General features: G+C 26.1%; 16 protein-coding genes, 2 pseudogenes and 1 CRISPR repeat array. Of the genes and pseudogenes, 5 read left to right on the top strand and 13 right to left on the bottom strand.

From position 1 onward, the window contains the following. The first annotated feature begins 34 nt into the window (after nt 1-34). A CRISPR array of direct repeats spans nt 35-2,832; the repeat unit is 29 nt; unit sequence ATTTCTATACAATACTGTCTATTTTAAAC. A 103-nt stretch (nt 2,833-2,935) separates the two neighbouring features. The 12 genes from cas2 to ACI389_RS05100 all read right to left on the bottom strand — a co-directional run bounded on the left by cas2 (nt 2,936) and on the right by ACI389_RS05100 (nt 17,781). Continuing rightward, nucleotides 2,936-3,196 (bottom strand): CRISPR-associated endonuclease Cas2, encoded by a 261-nt coding sequence (cas2, locus tag ACI389_RS05045; RefSeq protein ID WP_439780460.1) that lies wholly within the window; start codon nt 3,194-3,196, stop codon nt 2,936-2,938. Continuing rightward, nucleotides 3,196-4,167, bottom strand: a complete 972-nt coding sequence (gene cas1b, locus ACI389_RS05050) for a type I-B CRISPR-associated endonuclease Cas1b (RefSeq protein WP_439780461.1) — start codon at nt 4,165-4,167, stop codon at nt 3,196-3,198. The genes cas2 and cas1b overlap by 1 nt, the downstream gene beginning before the upstream one ends. A gap of 6 nt (nt 4,168-4,173) precedes the next feature. After that, nucleotides 4,174-4,671 (bottom strand): CRISPR-associated protein Cas4, encoded by a 498-nt coding sequence (cas4, locus tag ACI389_RS05055; protein WP_439780462.1) that lies wholly within the window; start codon nt 4,669-4,671, stop codon nt 4,174-4,176. A 6-nt stretch (nt 4,672-4,677) separates the two neighbouring features. After that, on the bottom strand, nt 4,678-7,035 hold the full coding sequence (cas3, locus tag ACI389_RS05060) for a CRISPR-associated helicase Cas3' (RefSeq protein ID WP_439780463.1): 2,358 nt from the start codon (nt 7,033-7,035) through the stop codon (nt 4,678-4,680). Continuing rightward, entirely contained in the window at nt 7,019-7,732 is a 714-nt protein-coding gene (gene cas5b, locus ACI389_RS05065) for a type I-B CRISPR-associated protein Cas5b (RefSeq protein WP_439780464.1), read from the bottom strand. Before cas5b ends, cas3 begins: the two co-directional genes overlap by 17 nt. A 9-nt stretch (nt 7,733-7,741) precedes the next feature. After that, a complete protein-coding gene (cas7b, locus tag ACI389_RS05070) occupies nt 7,742-8,698 on the bottom strand; it encodes a type I-B CRISPR-associated protein Cas7/Csh2 (protein WP_439780465.1) in 957 nt (318 codons plus the stop codon). Beyond that, the gene (locus ACI389_RS05075) at nt 8,691-10,499 is read right to left on the bottom strand and encodes a TIGR02556 family CRISPR-associated protein (RefSeq protein WP_439780466.1); all 1,809 of its coding nucleotides are present in this window, start codon (nt 10,497-10,499) and stop codon (nt 8,691-8,693) included. The genes cas7b and ACI389_RS05075 overlap by 8 nt, the downstream gene beginning before the upstream one ends. Before the next feature lie 4 nt (nt 10,500-10,503). Next, nucleotides 10,504-11,211 carry a CRISPR-associated endoribonuclease Cas6 gene (cas6, locus tag ACI389_RS05080; RefSeq protein WP_439780467.1) on the bottom strand — a complete coding sequence of 236 codons (708 nt, stop codon included), beginning with the start codon at nt 11,209-11,211 and terminating at the stop codon, nt 10,504-10,506. Nucleotides 11,212-11,647: 436 nt separating this feature from the next. Then, nucleotides 11,648-13,528 (bottom strand): DNA/RNA helicase domain-containing protein, encoded by a 1,881-nt coding sequence (locus ACI389_RS05085; protein ID WP_439780468.1) that lies wholly within the window; start codon nt 13,526-13,528, stop codon nt 11,648-11,650. A 2-nt stretch (nt 13,529-13,530) separates the two neighbouring features. After that, nucleotides 13,531-13,845, bottom strand: a complete 315-nt coding sequence (locus ACI389_RS05090; RefSeq protein ID WP_439780469.1) for a nucleotide pyrophosphohydrolase — start codon at nt 13,843-13,845, stop codon at nt 13,531-13,533. A gap of 357 nt (nt 13,846-14,202) precedes the next feature. Continuing rightward, nucleotides 14,203-17,307 (bottom strand): ATP-dependent DNA helicase, encoded by a 3,105-nt coding sequence (locus ACI389_RS05095; RefSeq protein ID WP_439780470.1) that lies wholly within the window; start codon nt 17,305-17,307, stop codon nt 14,203-14,205. A 105-nt stretch (nt 17,308-17,412) separates the two neighbouring features. Beyond that, nucleotides 17,413-17,781 carry a phage minor head protein gene (locus tag ACI389_RS05100; protein ID WP_439780471.1) on the bottom strand — a complete coding sequence of 123 codons (369 nt, stop codon included), beginning with the start codon at nt 17,779-17,781 and terminating at the stop codon, nt 17,413-17,415. A 33-nt stretch (nt 17,782-17,814) separates the two neighbouring features. Here ACI389_RS05100 and ACI389_RS05105 point away from each other — a divergent pair. Then, nucleotides 17,815-18,027 (top strand): annotated as a pseudogene (locus ACI389_RS05105) (TraB/GumN family protein); the annotation flags it as partial. A 168-nt stretch (nt 18,028-18,195) separates the two neighbouring features. On the opposite strand, the gene ACI389_RS05110 reads toward ACI389_RS05105, so the two are convergent. Next, nucleotides 18,196-18,741 (bottom strand): PH domain-containing protein, encoded by a 546-nt coding sequence (locus ACI389_RS05110; RefSeq protein ID WP_439780472.1) that lies wholly within the window; start codon nt 18,739-18,741, stop codon nt 18,196-18,198. Between the two features lie 153 nt (nt 18,742-18,894). Between ACI389_RS05110 and ACI389_RS05115 the strand changes: the two are divergent. From ACI389_RS05115 to ACI389_RS05130, 4 genes and pseudogenes are all read left to right on the top strand, one after another. Continuing rightward, nucleotides 18,895-19,086: pseudogene (locus ACI389_RS05115) on the top strand (Hsp20/alpha crystallin family protein); the annotation flags it as partial. Between the two features lie 189 nt (nt 19,087-19,275). Further along, entirely contained in the window at nt 19,276-19,770 is a 495-nt protein-coding gene (locus ACI389_RS05120) for a hypothetical protein (protein ID WP_439780473.1), read from the top strand. A gap of 17 nt (nt 19,771-19,787) precedes the next feature. Beyond that, nucleotides 19,788-19,988, top strand: coding sequence for a PEGA domain-containing protein (locus ACI389_RS05125; protein WP_439780604.1), 201 nt, complete (start codon nt 19,788-19,790; stop codon nt 19,986-19,988). Nucleotides 19,989-19,990: 2 nt separating this feature from the next. Further along, entirely contained in the window at nt 19,991-20,833 is an 843-nt protein-coding gene (locus ACI389_RS05130; protein WP_439780474.1) for a hypothetical protein, read from the top strand. The last annotated feature ends 41 nt before the right edge of the window (nt 20,834-20,874 follow it).

A 20,874-nucleotide genomic window follows, 5' to 3' on the forward strand; every position in this document is an offset into this window, starting at 1 on the left:
TTAAATTCAAACACTACACTATCCGAACCATCTGATTTCTATACAATACTGTCTATTTTAAACCAAATTGCAAAGGATTAATGAATAAAAGAGGATATAATATTTCTATACAATACTGTCTATTTTAAACTGTTTTGGTTTGTTGAATCAATTGATACACTTGTGAATTTCTATACAATACTGTCTATTTTAAACTCACCATTTTTATTGGATTGATCCCATCTTTCAACAATTTCTATACAATACTGTCTATTTTAAACTCGTGTAACAACCAAATACAAAATTGTATTATTTATGCATTTCTATACAATACTGTCTATTTTAAACTTTGTTCTTATATATATACTTTTCTATATTAATAAAATTTCTATACAATACTGTCTATTTTAAACCATGCTCCACCGTAAATACAAAACCATATTCCGTTTTATTTCTATACAATACTGTCTATTTTAAACTGGTTCACCAATACTTATTTTACATGGACTGACTTTAATTTCTATACAATACTGTCTATTTTAAACTCAGTAGTGAGAGGAACAATAATATCATCGTTAATCACATTTCTATACAATACTGTCTATTTTAAACAAAGCTTGTTTATAATCTGTTTCATATATATGTAAACTAATTTCTATACAATACTGTCTATTTTAAACATTAGATGCAACCTACAATCACGAATTCATAAGTTGATTTCTATACAATACTGTCTATTTTAAACCCATATGAAAGAATGTTAGAATATAAAATTAGTAGATATTTCTATACAATACTGTCTATTTTAAACATTGAGCCAACGGTTTTTTAGGATTACCACTCGGATAAATTTCTATACAATACTGTCTATTTTAAACCCGTGTAAATCTAAATATTTTCCAGTAGCGTCTTGATTTCTATACAATACTGTCTATTTTAAACTTCATAGTAATACCAGTTCCAGCCAATTGTCTTTCGCATTTCTATACAATACTGTCTATTTTAAACAGGGAAAAAAGAGAAAGGAAAATTATATTTTAGGTGATTTCTATACAATACTGTCTATTTTAAACTTAATAGCTGAAGCAATATTTGAATCTATTTTTTCAATATTTCTATACAATACTGTCTATTTTAAACTTGTATGAAACAGGTAGTAGTAAATGTGACAGATAGATTTCTATACAATACTGTCTATTTTAAACTTCAAATGCTGATATAAGTTTAATTCAAGGAAAAAGATTTCTATACAATACTGTCTATTTTAAACATTAGAACTACGGAAAGGTGGTTCAACAAGAGAATTATTTCTATACAATACTGTCTATTTTAAACTATAAGCGATCCCCCTTAATTTTTTATTTGTGTTGGTATTTCTATACAATACTGTCTATTTTAAACTCCATATTAGGACAAAAATTATTTAAAAATAATAATTAATTTCTATACAATACTGTCTATTTTAAACCAATTGCTGACTCTCCTATATTTAATATTGCTTGTTATTTCTATACAATACTGTCTATTTTAAACACGTCTATAAAACAACTTATGACCTGCAGGAGTATATATATTTCTATACAATACTGTCTATTTTAAACTAGACTATATAAAATCATTTGGAGGTATACAATGAAATTTCTATACAATACTGTCTATTTTAAACAAATGAATAAAATGGAGAATGATTATTACTGAAAAATATTTCTATACAATACTGTCTATTTTAAACTATCTTCTTCAGATTGTTTAATATTAGATGCAGTTGAATTTCTATACAATACTGTCTATTTTAAACCGGAGAGTTTGATTAAATATGCTGGTGAATTATGATGTATTTCTATACAATACTGTCTATTTTAAACTCTTCGGCTTGTTTAATTAAACCTTTCAAACCATCAAATTTCTATACAATACTGTCTATTTTAAACTAGATTGTAATTCACCAGCAGTAGTGACAGTTAAACCATTTCTATACAATACTGTCTATTTTAAACTTATTTTCAAAACTTTTCTGAACAAGACTATGATTTAAATTTCTATACAATACTGTCTATTTTAAACGTTTCGGTAAAAAACATAGGTATTGGAATGAAAATGATTTCTATACAATACTGTCTATTTTAAACACAGATTTCATAATAATACATTACATCTAATCACATAATTTCTATACAATACTGTCTATTTTAAACAGTTGTATAGGACATAAAGACATTGCTGAATTAACATTTCTATACAATACTGTCTATTTTAAACTTTAAGGTTGAAACTACAAAATATCGTGGTAGAAAAATTTCTATACAATACTGTCTATTTTAAACGATAATACTCCTAAAAATCATATTAGTTTTAAATTTAATTTCTATACAATACTGTCTATTTTAAACTGTGACTGGAACTAATATGGGAACAAAATTAACTCCATTTCTATACAATACTGTCTATTTTAAACAATATGATTTTAATGTTTTTAGTTGAGATTTTATTAATTTCTATACAATACTGTCTATTTTAAACAATAAACGATTTACAATGTGCTATGGACAGAATGATAATTTCTATACAATACTGTCTATTTTAAACAAGTCTGTTGTTAGGTTTTTGTTATCCTCTAAGTTTAATTTCTATACAATACTGTCTATTTTAAACCCAATCAAAAAAATTATTAAAAAAAAATAAAACATATTCATTTCTATACAATACTGTCTATTTTAAACTTGAAAGGGCAATTATGAAAAAGATGAGTCCTCAACTCATTTCTATACAATACTGTCTATTTTAAACTATTTTTTAGGTTCGTGATATTTTATTACGCAATGGCATTTCTATACAATACTGTCTATTTTAAACCGAGGCGAAAAATCCTTAAATATGCGAATAACTATCTAAAAATCTTTCTGTATAATAGTCTGAAAGTCCACCTATATTAATGTTGCTTCTTTATAAAGGAGGACTAAATAATAAAACTAATGGGATTTTTTTCAATCCCTAAAACATTTTTCTCTAAAAATTTTGAAGGCACTTGATAAATAATTATTGAATCTTCATTTTTATCAATTAAATCTTCCAATTCTAACATGATTGTTTTATATTGGGATTTAGTAACTTTTCCTTCGAATACTGAATTTTGTTGCCAATGCAAGTAAGTTTTTAAGAATTTATGTACTTTATTTACTCTTTCAACATTTATGTCATAAACGATAATAAGATACATTACCACCACATCTTAAAACTTTCATATTTTTGATCATTTAAAACATGTTTAATCAACTTATAACCTTCTAATCTTATTAAATATCTATAAGAAACTTTTTTATGTAAAGTTGGATGTTTAATTGTTGTTTCTAACTTTTTTTGGTATTCAGATATGAATATTTGCTTTCCTTTTTCATTTAAAAGAACTCCAACATCCTTTGAGAAATGCTTTTTTCCAATCATATTATTATTCACTAGCTTAAATATTGTCCGATCAACAATGATTGGTTTGAATATGTCGGCAAGATCCAATGATAATGAAAATCTTCTCTCGGAAGGTTCATGTAAATAGCTAACTGAAGGATGGAGGTATGTTTGGTATAATTCTGAAAGTACGGTACTGTACAGTAAAGAATTTCCAAACGAAATTAATGAGTTTATCTCATTTGTTGGAGGTCTAATTTCTCTTTTATGAAAATGGAACTTCCTTAAAATTTTATTGAAGCTTTGATAAAAATTATTCCATATTCTTCCTTCACTACTCATTATTTGAGAAATGTCGCCAGCAATATTCTCTTTTTTAATATTTTCAATAAATAAATCTACTTCTTTTCCTTTTTTAGAATAATATTTTAATGTTTTTAGTGTATTATGTTTTATTCCTTCAACAAATTCTTTTGCAATAAATTCACGTTTATTTTTATCTAAATAATGCTCTGATTGTTTTACAACAACAAGTCCTGAATTGAATTTGATTTTTGGATATAATGATCCTTCATAAAAACCATATTTATTGAAGAAATTTACAACAATTCCTTCTTTCATAAATAATGATGATGCCCCAGATTTGAGGGAAACTTTACCAAAGCAATTTATTTCATTTATTGCATGAATAGGCAATTGCTTTTTTCCTTCTTCATTAACAAAAAATATTGTGTTATTTTTTCTTGATAATATTCCATGTGATGTTATATATAATGGATTTTTCATGATTATTCACACCATACATAATTCATAAAACGAACAACGTTTACAATAGGGCATCTTTTTAGCTTTTGGAGGTATCTCTAAATTAATTATTTCAATGATGCCTTCTAAAATATCATCCATTTCTTTAATAATTTCATCAGTTAAAATTACTTCTTCTTTTTTTCTTTCTTTAGGATATATTAAAATGCCTTTAGCATTAGGTTCAATGTCTTTTAGATTATATAAATAGAAATATAATTGATATTTCGCGCCAATTGACAATTTACTAGATTTTTTCATCTCAAAAATCTTTAAATCACCATCATTTTTAATATAATCAAAAACCATGTTATCTACTTTAACTTCTTTATTTTCACGAGAATAGCTTCTCTCATGAATTAATTTACCAATACTTATATCTTCATTATTATAATTCATATTGATTTGGTGAGAATAAAACCATAGTTCACGTTTACATGTAACATAATATTGAACCATAACCCCAGTAATCTTTTTGTTTTCCATAATATCTTAAATAATAAATGCATTTTCATTATCTTGAGATAAAAACCCAATATCAAGAGCATACTTTCTATCAATTTCATAATTTTCAATTACAAAAGTATTCGCATTTTCAATGAAATTAGTTGCACCAATTTTATTTTCGGGAACCGAAATAATGTATTTGTAAAATTCGCTTTTAATTTTTAAAAACTCATTTTTACGCTCAAATCCTGAAGTATTATTAATTATAGACTTAAATTGTTTGTAAACATCACAAGCATCAGAATTTATTTCAATGAACACATCCACTTTTGGTACTTTTTCTTCAATCAGGTTAAAATTATGATAAATTTCCTCAAATTTCAAATATTCAATATATTGTTCCAAATTCTCTTCCTGTGATGATCTTTTTAATAATAATTCAAAATAACGTTTGGAAGCCGTCAGATTAAATTCCTTTTCAGAAACAACATTCTCAAAAGATTCTAATAATTCTTTTGTTGTATTCAATAATAATGAATCATAAACATAGTTTGAATAGTTTCTTCTATTGTCATTTAATAAAATAATATTGACCTCTCCTTTTTCCTTAGAATTATTCCTATTACATCTACCTGCAGTTTGAATAATTGAATCTAGAGGAGCTAAATCCCTATAAACCACATCAACATCAATATCGACGCCAGCTTCAATTAACTGAGTTGTAACAATGATGTTACGTTTATTAGAATTTTTAATCTTGTTAATTCGTTCTAGCCTATGTTTGGGAATGATATTAGTTGAAAGAAATATCAATTGTGTTGAATCATTTATATAAAAAATACCATTTTCATCACAGCATTTTTCTAAAAATTGATATTTTTCCTTGATAAAATTATATAAATCAATGGCGGAGTTTATAGTATTTAATACAAACATGAAATCTTTATTTGAATTATAAACTTTTTCAAATACTTCTTCTTTAAATTCATCTAAATTTTGTGGTGTTAAATCAAAATTATAATTAATTCTGTCAAATTGATTAAAATAATAATTCACATCACTAACTAATGAGATTATCTCATTTTCAGTGAATAATAATGGCTGTGTAGCAGTCATTATGATAATATAACAATTATATTCATCAGTTAATTTTTTAAATAGATGATTGATGATTTTCCAGTATTTATGAGGAATAGACTGAATTTCATCTAAAATTATTATAGAATTAGTCAAATTATGAAATCTTCTCAATGTTTTATTCTGATTTGATAAAATAGTATTGAAGAATTGGACAAAGGTTGTGATTATAATTTCAGAGTTCCATCCTTCAATTAATAATTTGGAATTGGAAATATCATATTCCTCTTCATTATTATTCCTATAATTCATATCTGATAAAAAGTTGTGTTTTAATAAATAATTATTACCTTCTAAGTTGGCGTTATTGAGAATATCCTTAATTACCTCTTCATTTTGATCAATTATTGTCAAAAAAGGCAAAGAGTATATGATTCTTGGATTAAAGTTTAATTCTTTATTGATTTTTTCTTTTAGCTTTAAAGCTACAGAAAAACCGGTTAGTGTTTTACCTATACCTGTTGGAAGATTAATTGAAAGTATTTTCTCATTTAAATCTAAATTATTGATATTGTCAATGACCTCACAATATGCTTTTTCACGGATAATATTAATATCAGACTCATTATCTGTGAATTTATTTTTCTTATAATCATCTACAATATTTTCATCAATCATTAATCTTTCTATAGTATCTGTTTTAGATGCATCCATCTTATCGGCATCCAATAAAATTGAATAAAATAGCATCAATAAAAAGTAATAATTGGAATTAGGTTCTATTTCAAACATGAGTAAGTCGGTTTCAATTTCATGAATCAGATCTTCAAATTTATCAAAAAAACAATCAAAATCAATGTCAAATTTATTATAAAAATTCCTAAGGGTTATATTGGAATTTTTCAAATCATTTAATTGATTTTTGACCATTGTTTTTTTTGATTGCTTTCCAGGAAGTTCAGATGGGACATTTTTTAAATTACTGTGATGTCTTAAAACAACAATATAAGAAATAATTGACAAAGCTTTAAAATTTATATTATTTTTAGATAAATAATCTTTAACGGCAAAATAAGTAAAAATTGAAGATAAATAACTATGAGGAGTATTTGCCTTGCTTGCTCCATTCAATAAATAATTTTGAAAATAGGATGTTGATTTAGCAAAATCATGAGTCAAACCAATAATGAAACTTATTTTAGAAAATAAATCATTATTTTCAATATTCAAAAAATTAAAAGAGTTTTTGGAAAAGTTAGCAACATTTTCCAAATGGTCTTCTAATCTTTTTTTAGGATGAGACATTAATTCAGTACAAGATGACATTTTCATCACCAACAGAATAATATTCACCACTTTCTATTTGAATTGTGTTTCCATTTTCCTCATAATAAAATTCTAGGAATTTGGAAACAACCCTTTCAGAATTCATAAAACCGGGGCTCTTAGTAATTCCATATTTTTTATTCGGCTCAATGACAAGTTTGTAATTGTCTTTTAAAATAACTGAATTTATATCAATATTTTCACCAGTCATCTTGTTTAAATCCAATAAATCATCATAAGCCAAACTAAAATCAGCAATACACTCACTAATACCTAAACATGGAGTATATACAGATTTATGATTTTTAATTAATTCAAATAATTCATTTAATAATTGAGTGTCTTTTAATGAAATATATATTCTGTATTTAACATCTTTCAGAAATTCTGCTTGAACTTGAACTCTCGGATTTTCTGATATATCAGACAATAAAAATTTATTTCCTTTTGTATTTATGTAATTTAAATTAATGTTCATTTTTTTAATAGGATTTAATATTCTTAAACCGATTTTGCTGTTTTCTTCATTGAAAATATCGTGATAGCTATCTTTTTCTAAACCTAAAATTGCAGAAATCAATCCTGTAATTGAAGTTCTACTTGGAAAAGGATATGTGATAGTGGAAGTGGATGTGAATCCTTGTCTAAAATATCCATAATCCCCCCATATGTCAAAAACTAATAGCTTGTCTGTCATTTAAATCCCTCAAAATTCAATTTCAGAAGTTTCAATTCCTTTATTGTTTAATTCATTTAAAAGAGCATCAATAGATGTATAATCTTTGATAAATACTTCAGAATCAAATTTATAATTAATTCTCTCTATTTTATTAGCATTATTTTCAATAGCTTGAATTAATCTAGAAACATCAATTTCTAATTCTTTAATATTTCTTAATTTTTTATCATCATCAAAATCATGATTAATAGCTAATTTATTGTTTAAATCACCAATAAAGTAATTATTTTCATTATATTCAATTTGAAGCAACATTCGTGGAATTTGACCGAATTTTGATCGTGAAATTAAGTTTTTAGTACCATTCCAAATTCCATCCATCAATAAATTAACATCTTCATCGGTTAAATTTGTTTCAAGAGCTGCATTTTCATTAACAATACCATAAAAGCCAATTAATGAATATGGAACAATATATTCTTCCCTGAATGTTTTTTGGTCTTTTCCTTCACCTGAGGCAAATGCACCAGTACCTTTTATGTGCATTATTTCAACTTCATTCAAAGATCTTCCCATTCTGAATTGTACAGGTCCTGTTAATGTTATGGAACTTTTTTTACTTTTTAATTGGATTGGAATTGTAGCACCGAATAATCTTACATCAATACATTCCCTGAGAATGTTTTCTTTTAAATCAATTTTTGCTTCGTCGATAGAACCATATTTTCCACCAGTTGTGGAATAATCGTTTGCTCTGGTTTTAGCATCTTGGATTGTTCCATCGTCATTTTTAATTTCTTTGATGAAGATACCTTGGTTTTTGAAATCATGTAAGTAGTCACGGATTGTTCTTTTAAGTCTAACATCAGTAACAATATTCTTCTCAGTTTCTTCATCTAATCTAGGTTTATTGTCATCTAATGGATCTCCATTAGGATTTGCATCAGTAATATCATACAAAAATAAAATTTCACTTCTATTCATTTGAATCATCCTCTTTTTGTTTATTTTGATTAATAATATATGGGAGTGTGAAACCTAAAACAAAGAAATAACTAGTTTCATCCTTTTTTAATCCCCATTTATTCTCTGCAGCCATTAAATATTTAGAAATATCCTCTTCCATTTCTAAATATGCTTTATCATATTCCCTTAATTTATTAATTACCATAGGATAAAGCTTTTTAATTTTCTTTTGGTCTAAGGATAATCCCCATAATTTATTATAAAATGGTGTTGAGTTCAATTCTTTATATTGTACATTTAATAATCTACGAGTCAATGCACCTAGTAAGAAACAAGCGTACTTAGCAGGTGTATTTAACATAGATTCTAAGTCAAATTCAGCTTTTTCATTCATTATTTTTTCTCCTTTAATTAAATCTAGTTGATTTAATAAATTCAACAGCATTAATGATTTCAATATATTAATATTAATTGCATATCGTTCTTCATTTCTCCAATTACTTCTCAATTGGTTCATAATTTTTGAAAGTAAAAAAGAATAGTCAATTTTTCTCTGATTAATAATTTTAGCAACTAAATCTAAGTATACTTTATTGGAAAAGGAAGATGTGAAATCCTTTATAAATCTCCAATACCATTTGTTAGATTTAATCTTATTAAATTTGGAGTTAGAATTAATAATTTGGATAAAATTACCTTCAGTTTTGTCGCCCAAGATAGGTTTCATATTCTCTTCGCAGAAAAATTTAGAATCACTAATATTTTCTTGGACATCATATAACCTATTTAGCCAAGAGGGAATGACACTTTCAACATAAGCTAAAATATTGAATGCATTATTAGAAGCTTCATAGAATAAAAATTTAAATTCAACAAGGTCATTTAAATTTTTAACCAAAATATTCAGCTTATCCTCAATTTCCACTATATTTTCGGAATTTTGATTTTTTTCGGAAAGTTCATTGCTCTTCAATAATCTATATAAGATATCAAAACCTTTTTTATTATCAAATAAAAAATTTGGTATTACATAGTAAGTTAATCCAAACTCAGAAAAATTCAGATATCTCTCTACAAATTTTTTTCCAGCTTGTAAGTATAATGCACATTCGTTACAGATGGGTACCAATTTCCATTGATTTTCAAGCGTTATACCTGGAACATTACCTACTTTTTCAGGTGTTGAAAATGAAAAACCTATTGCATTTGAAACCAGCCCGTAAACCTCCTTGGGTTCATCGCACAAAAAGCAAGTACCATTACCCTTAACTTTCTTACTTCCTGATTTGTAGAACTTTTCATTAGCAGAATCTAATAATATTTCTTTGAAACAGTTAAAATCACCAATATAATAATTTTGATCATTTTTGGAAATCACCAAAGTTAAAAGAGTATTTGTTTTTCTAATTTCAAGAGATTCATGTAATTCAACTAAATCATTGAAAATTTGTTCTTTGTTTGAGTCAAGCAAATCATTAATCTTTCTATACATTTCATTTTTTTCTTTATTATTATTGAACCATTTTAGGAATTTATTATTAAATGTTTTTTTAGGATCAGTAAGCAAGCAGGAAGGAGTAATATCAGTTCCTCTTGAAGATCCTTTTTTATATAAGTATTTAACATTTTTTTCTGGGTCAAAACTTTCATGATAAACTCTATTATACTCAAAAGAGCCATCAGAACTCTTAATTAAATTAATAACAATCACGTCACGAGTATTTTTGTTGAGTTTTCCACTATCTAATAAAATATTGATTTTATCAAGATTTTCTGCTTCAATCCATAATTTTCCTAAATTATAAATAGCTTTAAGCAAGTTATCACCTCTTACAGTTTAAAAAACCGAATCCTAAACTATTTTTTTCACCAAGTCCAGTGTCAAATAAGAATTTATAAAATTTTTTATTATCTTTTGTTAAATTAACTTCCAAATCCCTCCATAAACTTCCAATAACAATGAAACTATTGCCATTTTTTTTAATCCTAATTGATACTTCTCTTACAAATTCAAAGCTAGAAAATAAATTTCCATTTAATTCAAATTCATCGTCATAGAAAGCATTATATTTCTTTATGGAGTTGTCTTTAACTCTATTTAAAAAGAAATTAAAATCAGGATTTTGCTTAAATGAATAGTAACGGTTAATTTTATTATCTTTAAACAATACAATGGGTGTTGCGGAAATGAAATTAAAACAATCATTATTTCTTAGGATCTTTACTTTTAATAGTTCCATTTTATATTTATTTAGTCTGAAAGTATTTTTATTTTTTAAAGATGAATATAATGCATTGATTAAAAATTTATCAGGAGAGGATACAATCAGTTTCTTTAAATTGTTACGTTCAAATTTAGATATTGGAAAAATATTGGAAAAATTAAAAAATTTAAATCCTTGTACATTGTGTAAATTTTTATAATTTTCATCTTCACGAAGCAATGAATAAATGAATCCTTGAAGATCATACTTATTGATTTCAGAATATTCTGCATCATCTATTGGTTCAAAAGTTATTAATAATCTCATTTTTACAACCTTAAAATTTAATCTATACATTACCTTAAATCTTTATCTAATTTATTTTAATTTAATCATATTTAAATGTTGTGTATAATTAATTAATTAATTAATTAATTAATTTTTTATATCAAGTACTACAAAATATGAATTATTTAAAATTGACTCAATAGTATTGAAACAGGTATTGTATTGATTATTTAAAATAGACATTATTGTATAAAAATTCCGTGTTTGTGTATACATGAATGCCTGTATCTTTTTATTTAAATAGATAAAAAATCTATAAAGTATGAGAAATCTAATATTATATTATGTATCTCATCTCATTTATTGAGTCATGGTCAATTGCCTGGGAAAATATGTTTTCCAGATTCTAATTCATTTTAAAATCATAGTACTAGCGGACATAGAAAAAATATATGATTTGTTATAATAAAACAGATTACTTAAATTGATTTATTTTTTTAATTTTATCTTTAATATAACTCTCAAGTAACATGTCTTCACAGTAAATATAACATCCTTTCATTCCACGAGTCATCAAAGTACGGTAAGTATTTTTAATTATCTCATCTGCTAATTCAATAGCTTTTTTAGGATTTTCTTTATACATCTTTTTAATTCCTCTTAAAGACTGATCAGTTTTAGCTCTTTTTTCAAAATCTGTTACTATTTTTTCACCATCAAAGCGAAGATCATTTCCGATTATTACACCAACATAATCAAATTCTAGGCCTTGTGATGTGTGAATACATCCTATTTCATTTATTGAGTTCTCATCTATTGCCCATGTTTTTGAATTTCCTAAGTTCCAACTCATTTCAAAGTTATCAATTACAATATCATGAACATAAGTATTATTTTTTCCTTCTTTAATCCAATCCCAACAGTAACCTGCTAATAATCTTGCATTGTTATTTGAATTTTTTTTGAAAATCAAGTCTTTTAACTCTCCAGGCGAATCAAGAACTCTAAAATCATAATCAAAGTCAAATCCATCAAAATTAGCAGTTTCTTCTATTTCTAAAACATCATTTAACCAAGATAAATATCCATCAGACCCATTGCATCTGAATTGAGATTCCAGTTTAATATGTTCAATTTCAGCATCAAATTCCTTTGCAAATTCATAAATAGCTTCAATACTACCATAATCTTTTAAAGTGACTCTTTGATGTTTATCAATGAAAAATACACTAAATTTAGCTGCATTAATTATTTCTTTTACTTGATTCTCACCTAAATTATTATACATGCCTGATTTTTTATTTAATCTATGGGCCTCATCAACTATTATTGCATCAAATTCATTACTTTTAGAGGATGTAAATGAACCAGATCCCTTAAATAAATTTTTTAAATAGTTTAAAGAGTACTTCCCACCACGTAACTTTTCAAAAAATACCTCTCTTGGGGCAGAATTTTTAGTAACATAAAGAGAAAGCATATCATCCTGCATTATATCAACAAGTAAATTAATAGCTACTACAGATTTACCTGTTCCAGGACCTCCTTCAACTATTAAAACTCTTTTTTTATCATCTATATAACTTTCACGAGCCATTTTAATAGCAAGTTCATAGGCGATCTTCTGTTCATCAATCATAACAAATTCCTTATTTCCTTCAAGCATGCTAGCTAAATTATCTTGAAGTTTTTTGGAAGGTCTGATTTTTCCATTATCAATTCTAAGTAAAATATCTGAATTATCACCATATTTTATATACTTTTTAATGAAATTTCTTAATTTTAAAGCATCATGTTTACCATATAATGGTGCTTCATCAAAATAAGGCTTATAAATTTCATCAGTTAATGGATCATCATCACTAAAATCATAATTATGCAAATAAGCACAAGGATAAAGTTCAATTTCATCCTCTTCAACTGTTTGATTGAAATTTTTAATTAAAGAAGCATATGACCAAACTTGATAAGAAGGATGAGTAGTTTCCCTTAATGCTCCACCTAAAATAGTTTTAACAACACCATCTTTCCCAGGAACTTTATAAGCTGAACCCCATTGTTTAAGCTCAATGATAACGACTGAATCATCTTCAAACTGATTTAAACCTGTTAATATAAAATCAATTCTTTTAGATGTTGTTGGAATTGTAAATTCAATAGCTACTCCACAATCATCAGGGATTTCTTTATCTTCTAAAATACGATACATGTATTGCATTGAGTTTTCCCAAGATCTAATTTGAGATTTTCCTGATTTTCCTATTTTTTGTTGGTAGATATCATAAATCTCATCAGTAATTGAACCTGAAAATACAGAATCAATGAATTCTTCTTTAGTAGCTTCATAAACAATCATGTTTATAACTCCATATATTTTAATGCATTGCCCTTAGATTTATCAACAGGATATTTAATAGCATTTTTCTTTATTTTATTTAAAATAATTTCTTTAACATTAAAATTCATTGCATCAGCCATATATAAACAGTATATCAATACATCAGCTAGTTCTTCAGCAACTTCTGATGAATTATAATCTTTCTGCCATTGAAAATGTTCTAATAATTCAGCTGCTTCAATTGAAATTGATTTTGCTAAATTTTCTGGAGTATGAAACTTTTTCCAATCTCTTTCAGTTTGGAATTTAATTAATTCATCAAATATTTCATCCATATAAAAAACCTATATATGTTCATTACAATATACTATCAATATCGTAATATTTATATTCTTTTAAGTGATTTTCCAGGTAGAATCATGAGTATATCAATTCTAAAGGGATTGGAAAATATTTCAAAAAATCATAGTCCCTGTTTATTGTAGAGGTATTATAACTTAGAATGTAATAGATTAAGATCCTTATTTTAATGGAATTTATTTTAAAATATTAATATTTTGTGTTTAAACAATATTTAAAGTTACCTAAATTAAATTCACTAAAACTCTAACAGATGAAAAATACTTTTTAAGAATATTGTGAATATTTTATGATGTTTATATAATAATAAACACCATATTAAAAATAACTTCTTAATTACAAATATCTAAATATTGGCAATTAGTACATGATTTACTTTTTACAGATGAAAAGTTTTTATTTTCAATATTTAATACTGTTTCATCTATTTTAGATTCCCAATCATTAATTTCATCATTATTAATTGGAATTGTAACTAATTTTTTGGATTTAATTGCATATATTGAAAGCTCTCCAATTTCCATATCTTTAAATTTATTGGTTTCATCCCTTAAACCTAATATATATGTGTATAATTGCATTTTATATTTTTTTAAGTATTTTTTCTCGGATTTTGTGTTTTTATAATCTAAGATTCCAATTTTACCATCTTTTGTTTCATATATTAAATCAATAAATCCATTAAGTGAATAATTGTCTTTTTTAATGTAAAATGAAACTTCTGAATCTATAATTTTTAAGTTTCCAGCAACATTATTATAATAATATAAAATATCTTTAATGAAACTGTTTAATTTAGACCTTTTTTCTTCATCTTCTATTTTGAAATTAGAACGTTCAAATAAGTTAGAAACAATATTTTTAACTTCCTCATCCCCAATATAATTATTATCATTGTCTATGATTTTTTTATTAATGATTTCGAATGCTTTGTGTATGAAATTACCGGCATCAATATATTTATTTTCAGTGGTTTTGAGATTAAATTCATGTTCTAATCTATATCTAAAAGGACATTCTATATAATTTTGAATAGAAGTGAAACTTAATTTAATTGATTCTTCATTATTTTTAGGTTTATCGCAAATAGTTTTCTCTATTACATCATAATTATCATTTAATTCTTTACAATAATCTGAATTTAAATCAATTGTCTTTTTAATGTTTTCATGACCTCTTGTAACACTTCCATCATTTAAACCTAAACAAGATAAAATTAATGTATCTTGAGCACGAGTCATTGCAACATATATAACCCTTTCTTCTTCTGCATCATGAGCCTCTTTTTCCTCTTCAATTGATTTAAAAGGATTATATTCAAGACAATCATTTGGAGTGTAATATACTGGTCTTCCATTAATATAACCGTTTTCAGGATTAGGATCCTTAAATTCAAGAGGAAACTTCTTATCCTCAATTGATGCTACAATTACAATAGGAAACTCAAGTCCTTTAGACTTATGAACAGTCATTATCTGCACACCATCATTGGATGTAGTAGATCCGTAATCTTCAATATTATGATATACAAACCAGAATGCACCTGCTAAATCTTTTGAGTTTCTAACATGCTCATAATTATAAAGAGTATTACTTAAAAGAGCAATATTTTCAACAATGCTTTCATTATTATTAATAAATTTCTCATTTAAACAACCAATCATTGTTAAAAGTTTAATAAAAATATCTAAAACTGTTGGTTGGTCATTATATTCAATTTTACCTTCCAAAGCAGATAAATAATCATTCCTTATAGAATTTAGTGAATAGAAAAATTCTAAATCATCTTTATTAGTTATTCCATATCCTTCTAAGTATTTATTTTCAAGGCTTGGAAACTTAACACGATTAAATATTTCAATTAATATTTCCTCATCACGATTAAAAACACCTGAATATGTTCTAATCCTACTTTTCTCCCCTGTAAATTCCTTATAGATAATTTTTTCCATCTCAATTACATCTTGTTCAAATTTATCTTGCAGACAGTTTAAAATGTTTTTAGTTTCATCTGAAAGATTAACTAAAATTTGATTGAAATTCGCACCAGTAAATGCTTTTAAATTAAGCCAATCTTTTTGCCAGCTATTGAAAATATGATTGCTCTCATTATTTTTAATAATATAGAAAAATAAAGTTAAAATAGATTTAATTTCATCCCTTTCAAGTAAGTCCTTTCTTCCTTTAACTTGATATGGAATGTTTCGCTTTTTTAAATTCTCAATTAAAGGATTAATACAATTACTATTGTTTTTAACAGAACGAACTAATATTCCAATTTCATTATACTCCTCAATTTTATTATTGGTTTTTAAGTGTTCAATTAAATCAATAATTTTATCTGCTTCAGTTTTTTTATTATCACTATCCATGTAATATACATCACGATGTTTTTCACGCTTTCCAATAGCTTTTGATTTATTATCATCTTCACTACGTTGTATAGTTATAAAATCCTGTGTAAAATCAATAATTTCATCAGTTGAGCGATAATTATAAGATAATTCTTTTCTCTCAACATTTGAATGTTTATATAATTTATCAAAATAATTTTCAAGAGATCCCCTAAATCCATAAATACTCTGTTCTATATCCCCAACTACTGTAAATGTATTTGCATTATTCATTAAAATTTCAAATATCCTCATTTGTACAGGATCAGTATCCTGGAACTCATCAATCATAATATTTTCAAATGGAGTTTCAGGTTCTTCTTCTAAAATTTCTAATACTTTAACCTGCATCAAGGCAAAGTCTATTAAATTCTCTTTTTTTAGAAGTTCTAAATAAGTAGGATATGACTCAGCTATTTTTAAATATCTAGCATTATAATAAGATTTTTTAAGTTCATCATCTTCTTTTATTTCATTTGTTGGAAATTTTCCATCAGTTTCATCTAAATAATTTTTAACAAAATCAACATATTCTTCTGAAATGGGTCTTGTTTTTTTAATATAATCAATTAGTTTTTCACTATCAACATTAAATGTAGTATATTCATTGTATTTATTTACAATATTCTTAACTTCTCTTGAGGGAATCCTATACTCATCAACAAATCCTAAATCTTTAAGGTGTTTAGAAACAAACAGATTAGTTTTTTCACTTAAATCATCATCAATAACATCAAAGCCTATATTACCTTTCTGTTCTAAAATTCTAGAACAAAAACCATGAATAGTTGAAATCTGCATTAAGTCAATGTCACTTTTAGGAATTTCTGAATCCGCCAATCTTTCTTTTAGTTCTTCTGCAGCTTTTCTTGTAAATGTAATTATAAGAAGAGTTTCGGGTTTGATTTTTAACTCATTTAATAAATATTTAACTCTTTCAATGATAACCCTTGTCTTTCCAGCACCAGGACCAGCTTCAACGCTTAAAGGATTATTACCCTCGTAATATACAACTTTTTCCTGTTTATCATCTAATTTAACCATTTAAGTCCACCTTTTTAAAATATTGGAATATACTAGTCCTTAAAGTCTTGTATCCTAAGGATCTTAACTTATTTTTAGTTTATATATTGAAATTTTATTATGTATTTACTGAATGTTTTCTACTGAATTATTCAAAACATTATGTACTCTTTCTTTACCATGATTACTGTATATGATTTCTGCATCATCATTGAACTCATAAGCATTCTTTAAACAGATATGGCAAACATTATCATCTTCAGCAGTTAAAATCTTAACTTCGGTGTAACCTTCATTCACATATGATTGTAACATTCCTGTATTTTGTGCTCGTGATACTTCTGTTTTAGCAATCATTACAGCCCTTTGTCGAGGTGACAAAGTACTATTAGGTAATGTTTCTAATCCAAGATTACTTATTTTTGGAGCTAATTTATGAGGGTTTTCTCCTTGTATTACACCTTGGAATATTTGATTTTTAATAGATCTTCTCAAGTATTTACTGAATGTTTTCTACTGAATTATTCAAAACAACACCCCGATATTGTTGCTATTGAACTTGACAGAGAAAGATATGCAAAAATAAGAAATAAAATGATGGGTATTGAAGAAGATGAGCATATTTCTGTTACTAGAATAATCAAAGAAAACAAAGTAGGATTATTTTTAGTAAGTACTCTCCTCGGATATTTTCAATCAAAAATTGGAGAGGAAGTGGATGTTGATCCAGGTTCTGAAATGAGTATTTACTGAATGTTTTCTACTGAATTATTCAAAACTTAATGCACCTTCAATATATACTCTAATAAAAATAGTAAGGTTTCAAATAATGAAACCTATTAGAAAAAATAAAAAAATTAACAAAAATAGATAGATAAAGTTGTAGTTAAAACAACCCTTTTAAAATAATTAATTCAATGCTTCAGAAATGTAGTTGGCTTGTTTAATCATTCTATTATCATCAAATTTGCTAATTTCTGATAAAAGAATTCTATGGAACTCTTCAACATCTTTAACATTTTCAAATACACAATCCTCAACTTGAGAAGTGATTTTGATAGTACCATATCCAAACATTTTACCAAAAAATCCTTTTTCATATGATACAGTATTAACCATATTTAGTGGTATTTGCATTTGTTCAGAACTAATAACACCGGCTTTACCAATTAAATGTTTATTAGTTATAATTAACTCTGCATTTCCCGCTTTGAAATAGAATATTATTGCTAAAAATATGAAAAAAAGACCTATGAAGAAAATTAATGTTATTAATCCAACAACTAATGGAATTAGGTAAATGGCACTACTAATTTCTGCTTTCTTAATAATCTTCTCTTCAACTTCAACTTTTTTAATTTCATTGGTTTTAATTTCATTATTTAATTGGGTACCACATTCTTTACAGAATTTCGCATCATCATCAATTTCAGCACCGCATTCTTTACAAAACATAATTAATAATATGGTAATAATTAGTATAAATAATTACAACAACAATCTCCAATACTGTTTTGGTATTTACTGAATGTTTTCTACTGAATTATTCAAAACTCAACCGTTCAAAATATTGACATCGATTTTGTAGAAACCAAAGACGCATATTTCATCAAAGCAGCAGTTCCAGGTGTTAAAAAAGAAGAAATTTCAATTGAAGCAGGTGACAATGATATCACTATTGAAACCACATTCAAACCTTACATTGAAGAATTTGATGAAGAAGATGAAGCTGAATTAATTTCTTCTGCTATCAAATCTGGTAAATGTGTTAAAACTGTAAGATTTTCTAACAGTATTGACATTGAAAAAGTTACTGCAAAATTCACAAATGGAATCGTTAAAATAACTCTTCCAAAATTAATCATACCAAAAGTATTTACTGAATGTTTTCTACTGAATTATTCAAAACGTAATGGTGCTAAAACTGCAAAACTTAAAAAAGCTCATGATGATGCAAGTTCAGATAGTTATACTCGTGATTTATGGGGTATGACTACTGCAGAAGTGTGTGAAAAGTATAAAGCACAGATTGCATATGCTTGTGGGTCTTCTCGTGAAGAATTAGGTAATAATCTAGTTAAAGTAATGGGTGGAAGTACAAATTCATCTAATGAAGGTTCTACTTCTGTGGGTAGTTGTAAAGAGGCATTGAAAGATGTATTGTATAATTGGGATGGTGAAGTTGAATGTTTTCTTCGTGATGATACAGTTCATATTCGTAAAATACCTTCACCTCATACTGCCACTTTAAGTTTAGTTGAAGGACAGAACATTGATTATGATAGTGTCTCTGTAACTGATTATAATCCTTCTACAGTTAATTATTTGACTTCTAGTTTTGATGAGTATGATTTAACAATACAAGATGATTATCTTATTAAGCGTTTTGGTAAAATTTCTTCTTCTGTTCCAATGGATACAGAGGTTGCCTCATTAAAAGATGCAAAAGCATTCTTGCAGAGGGAATGGAATAGTATTTACTGAATGTTTTCTACTGAATTATTCAAAACGGCGCAAGTGTAAGTATTAATGAAATATCTTCAACAACTGGAAGTGCTGGAGGATGCACATTAAATAATGTTCCAATAGGTGCTCAAACTATAATTGTAACTGCATCTGGGTATGAAAATTACTCTGAAACAATAAATGTTTCTAATGAAAATATTACTTTTGAAATAAAATTAAATAAGGAAGGTGAATAACTTTGGTATTATCAATATCTGAAATATTAAACGGAAGAGATGATTATCATGAGTATCATATTAAATCTCTCGATGGTGAAATTTGCTTAAGACCTTTGACAAGTGGAGAATGGGATAAAATCGATGAAATCAAACAAAAAGATTTAGGAGATTACACCATTAACGAAAAAACAATCACCAAAAAGAAAAGAAGAGTTAAAGGTGAAATGGAATCCAAAGCAAAATTCAACATCAATGCTTCAAGTAAAGCTACTAAAAAAGCAATGTATGAAGCAATCAAATTAAGTACAGATAATCCAGGTAACCCTGAAAAATGGACAATGGACCATATTAAGAAACTCCGTAAAAATGAGGTTGCTGAAATTTATGAAAAAATTGAAGAAATTTCAGGAGCTAATGATGTATTTACTGAATGTTTTCTACTGAATTATTCAAAACATGAGAAAGTCATTGAAGCAACAAAGGATATTATTACTGAAGCTAGAATTTGCCATGAAGAAGTGGTATGGGAAAGAAGAAAACATGATGATGAAAAAACTACTGTTGCAAATATTTGGCGTTTAGTTAAAATGACCAATAGACAACTGGAGTTTAAAAGATACTTCAAAAATAATATTGATTATTTATTAACTTTAGATTTAGATGATGAAGAGCAATTTGAAGAAGTCTATGAAGAACTGAAAAAACCTATTTCCACATTAAGAAGATATTCCAAATTTGGAATGACATTTTCCATTGATCCAAAAACTGATGCTTTAATTGATGAGGTTTTAGTAAAATCTGGTCGTGAAAAGTTACGTAATAAGATAAATAAAATTTCAAATAAAAAGTATTTTGTTGAATGATTTTTTTATTAAAAAAAATTAGAGAATTTAATTTTAAATTC

The sequence above is a fragment of the Methanobrevibacter sp. genome, from assembly GCF_051877095.1.
In the GTDB taxonomy this organism is placed as follows: domain Archaea; phylum Methanobacteriota; class Methanobacteria; order Methanobacteriales; family Methanobacteriaceae; genus Methanocatella.